This window comes from Thauera sp., assembly GCF_034003485.1.
Classification (GTDB): Bacteria; Pseudomonadota; Gammaproteobacteria; order Burkholderiales; family Rhodocyclaceae; genus Thauera.
Genome location: NZ_JAVEYL010000080.1, coordinates 1 through 3901, shown reverse-complemented (window position 1 = coordinate 3901; position 3901 = coordinate 1). Strand labels below are relative to the sequence as shown.

Sequence of the window (3901 nt, the reverse complement as noted above, 5' to 3'; positions counted from 1 at the left end):
GGGTCGGAAGTGTGAATTCGCCAAATCGGCAAGCTGCCGTTGAACTTTTAGTGGCGCGAACAGCTAGTCAGGACTGATAGCCGTTTTAATAGTCAATCCCATCCTCACCGACGTCGCCAAAGATCCTCTGTTCATCCTCCGCCTCGACTCCCTGCCAGAAGATCACGACATCCATTCGCTGATTGGGCGCTAAGTAGATCCAGTGCTTGCAACGCGAGTCGATCAGCGAGAACAGCTCAGGATAGATGCCTTCCAAGAGGGGCGTTTCTCGCAGCTTCGCCTGAATCCCAACGTAAACGTGCAACGCCCGTTCTCGAAGATCGGGCGAGGCGATGACTTCCGACAGACCTGCCATCAGCACAGCTGCAACTAGCGCATCGAAGCTACCGAGCGCGATGAGTTGTCGAGCACTTTCATCGTCAAAGGGACGCTGACGGGGCACTTGCTCGTGTTCGCGCGGCTCCGCCTCAAACAGTAATGCCGTAACCGGCGGTTCGAGGGTGCGTAGCGCCTCCTCAAACTGCATTGCATCGAGCGGCTCCTTCTTCAGGTAGCGCCACAACGGGCTACGGAACCAGCGCGACGTGCCCGGGAATCGGGCTTGCGCCTGCTCGACAGCGTTGCGCGGTCCGGGCCGGTCATTGGGGACCCGTGTCCCTTTCTCGTAAGCGTCCCACTTCCTGGGGCGAGCGACGTCTGTGTCGCGTTTGCGGACGCGGTCCCCGTCGAGCGCCATCTCAATGGCGTATGCGGACGACAGGCCAGATATGTCCCGCAGCGCGCGAAACCAAAGTCGTGTCCGAAGGCGATCGACAGGCTGGGTGGTCGGGCGACCGCGCCCCTTTGGTCTGATGATTGTGTGCACAAGGCTTATCTGGAGTACAGAAAATCGAATTATCGGTTCGGGTGGAGAAAATGTGGACAGTCACGAACACTGCGTGACAAACGCATTGAGGTATTCGATGAACTCGCTGCCTGAACAGACCGAAGCACTGGCCCACTTGCGCAAGGAATTGCGCGAGACACTCCTGCGCCTTCACGGTCCTCTGCTGGGCGGCGAGCCCCTCGCGGCGGCACTAGGACATCGAAGCGTTGCATCACTTAGACAGGCACGGCGACGTGGTCAAGTAATGGTGCCGCTCTTCACTGTACCCAATCGCCGAGGGTGGTTTGCCTTGACGCTGGATGTCGCGGATTGGCTTTCTGCGACCCGAATGGGCGCATCCGCAGGAGGACGAATCTCTCCCAGTTAACTCGATTCTCCACCTCGTAGACGCGAACGCCCGAGGGGGCTGCCTCGGGCGTCGCGCCAGCATCGCTGCCGGTACAAGTGGGATCTTGTCCGATCAGTATGAGCTGCGCGTTCACGTTCGTCAATCATGCGACGAACTTGCGCGGACGGGGTGATTTTGTCTGGCCCGGTCAGCACCGCCGGTGCCATCCCATGAGGAGTTACCCCCTTGCGTCTGCCTATCCACCTACAGCGCGAGATCGCGCGTTTGCACTTCTACGATACCTCACAGTCCAACCGAGCCATCGCACGGTCAGTTGGTGTTTCCGCAAACACCGTGCGCGAAATGCGCCGAATTCTCAGGAAAAGCGACACCTTTGGTGCCGATCTTCATTCATTGGATGACGACGCCTGGTACGCGGTTCTGGGTACTGGCAACAAGAGCATCGCGCAACGCAAGAGAGCGCCAGATTGGGATTGGGTGCACGCCGAGATGCAGCGCCCCGACGCCACACTCGAGCAGCTGTGGCGGGAGTGGCGCAGTCAGTGCCCGGAGGGAATCGCCTACTCGCAATTCACTGCCGGTTACCGGGCGTGGGCGAAGCGACAACATATCGTGATGCGTCAGGCCCATCGCCCGGGTGAGAAGTTGTTCGTCGATTTCGCCGGCCGTACAGTCGAGATCAGGGATCGAAGCGGCGGTCCCTCGATCTATGCGCAAATCTTCGTTGCCGTGCTTGGCTACTCGAACCTGACCTACCTGCAGGCAGTCGCCTCGCAGAAAACCCCTGATTGGGTGAGATGCCATGTCGATTGCTTTGCGGCAATGGGGGGCGTGCCGGCCTGGGTTGTGCCGGACAACCTGAAGGCGGCTGTCTGGCGGCGTGAGAAGGATCGCGTCGTTATCAACCCGGCCTACCGGGAGTGCCTGCAGCACTACAACACCGCTGCACTACCAGCTCGTGTCAGGAAGGCGAAAGACAAGGCGAAGGCCGAGGTCGGTGTGCAGATCGCACAGCGTTGGGTGTTGTTCGCACTTCGCGACCGAACATTCTTTAGCCTCGATGAACTGAATGACGCCCTCAGGAGGCTCGTGGTAACGCTGAACGCTCATCCCTTCAAGAAGATGTCAGGCTCCCGCATCGAACGATTTGAGAAAACCGAGCGTTCGACTTTGAAGCGCCTGCCGCCCATTCCCTTCGAGTTATGCGATTGGCGATATGGGGTGCGGGCTGGCGACGATTACCATGTCGAACATGCGCGGAGCTTCTACTCCGTGCCGTCGGAGTTGCGCGGACAGCGTGTCGATCTGCGTTACACCGGATCGATGCTCGAGGTCATGCATCGCGGCCAGCGCGTTGCCTTGCACGCATTGGCACAATGCGAAGGCACAGTCCAGACGTTGCCTGAGCATCGTCCGATAGCGCATGTCCGCGTGCTTGAGGGCGAACCGAGGGCACTCATGCTATGGGCCGAGTCGGTAGGGGAAGGCTCGGCGGCAATGATTCGCCATCACCTGGAAAACCGATCCGATGCCGTCAATGGTCTGAAAGCAGCCCGGCGGATGCGCGATCTGGCTCGTATCCACGGCGACCAACGCTTCGAAGAGGCGTGTGCATATGCGCTATCGCTCAACATTACGGCATTGCGCAGCCTCGATTCCATTCTCAAGCAGGCACCCGACAAACGCGCCCACTCTGTCAGCGGCACGGCGCCGAGGCCAGCCCACGACAATGTGCGGGGTGCGAGCTACTTTGGAGAAAACACATGAGCGGCGTCCATCAAACCATCTCCCGCCTACGTGAATTGCGATTGACGTCGATGGCCGAAGCGTATTCGGTCCAGTTGCAGCAGCCGAAGCTTCACCAACTCTCTTTCGATGACCGATTCGGGTTGCTTGTCGAGCATGAAGCCTCTGAACGTGACTCGAAGAAATTGAAGCGGCTCGTGCGGAGTGCAGGATTCCCTGAATCCGCATCGCTCGAAGACGCCGATTACCGAGCTTCGCGAGATATCGACAAAGGGTTCATCGCCTCGCTGGCCAGTTGCGAATGGATTCGACAGCAGCTTAACTTGATCGTCCTTGGCGCAACGGGGGTCGGAAAGACATGGCTTGCATGTGCCTTCGGTTCTCAGGCTTGCCGACAGCGTTTACCCGCTACGTTCTTCCGGGCGAGCGATCTTTATCAAGAGATCGCAGTTGCCAGCCATGACGGTTCGTTGCCTAAGCTCAAGGCCGGTCTGATTAAACCGAGTTTGCTTATCATCGACGACTTCGGTCTGAGCGAGATTTCTTCGCAAGCTGCGCAGGTGTTGCTGGATGTGGTGGATCGGCGGATGCGTACCGGATCCTTGCTGATCACAAGCCAGTTCCCAACAGACCAGTGGCATGGGTTCTTCCCCGATCCGACCTTGGCAGACGCAATCCTTGACCGCGTGGTGCATCAGGCGCACCGGATTACGCTCAAGGGTGAATCCATGCGCAAGCTTCAGGCAAAGCGGAAGATGCCCCCCGCGTGATCATGTCGCTGGAACGATGAGCGTGACGTCAGCTTAGCGGTCACGGTGCCGTCCTGGTGCTCACGAGCACCGGGACGACTGATCAGTACGAATCGGAACTGGTGATCACGTCGAACTGGACTGACCGGTCACGAACGATCGGAATACGCA

At 58.9% G+C, this 3901-nt stretch carries 3 protein-coding genes; 2 read left to right on the top strand and 1 reads right to left on the bottom strand.

The window, feature by feature from the left end:
* Window positions 1-85: 85 nt before the first annotated feature.
* Window positions 86-736: a hypothetical protein gene (locus RBT54_RS18300; RefSeq protein ID WP_002943440.1), complete on the bottom strand. Its 651-nt coding sequence runs from the start codon at window positions 734-736 to the stop codon at window positions 86-88.
* Between the two features lie 724 nt (window positions 737-1460).
* On the opposite strand from RBT54_RS18300, the gene istA reads away from it, so the two are divergent.
* Window positions 1461-3002, top strand: coding sequence for an IS21 family transposase (gene istA, locus RBT54_RS18295; protein ID WP_096452981.1), 1542 nt, complete (start codon window positions 1461-1463; stop codon window positions 3000-3002).
* Window positions 2999-3751, top strand: a complete 753-nt coding sequence (gene istB / locus RBT54_RS18290) for an IS21-like element helper ATPase IstB (RefSeq protein WP_002943443.1) — start codon at window positions 2999-3001, stop codon at window positions 3749-3751. Before istA ends, istB begins: the two co-directional genes overlap by 4 nt.
* The last annotated feature ends 150 nt before the right edge of the window (window positions 3752-3901 follow it).

What these genes read in the sequence shown, in the direction of transcription:
- RBT54_RS18300 (WP_002943440.1), bottom strand. Translation starts at nt 736, where the DNA reads ATGGCGCTCGACGGGGACCGCGTCCGCAAACGCGACACAGACGTCGCT.
- istB (WP_002943443.1), top strand. Translation starts at nt 2,999, where the DNA reads ATGAGCGGCGTCCATCAAACCATCTCCCGCCTACGTGAATTGCGATTG.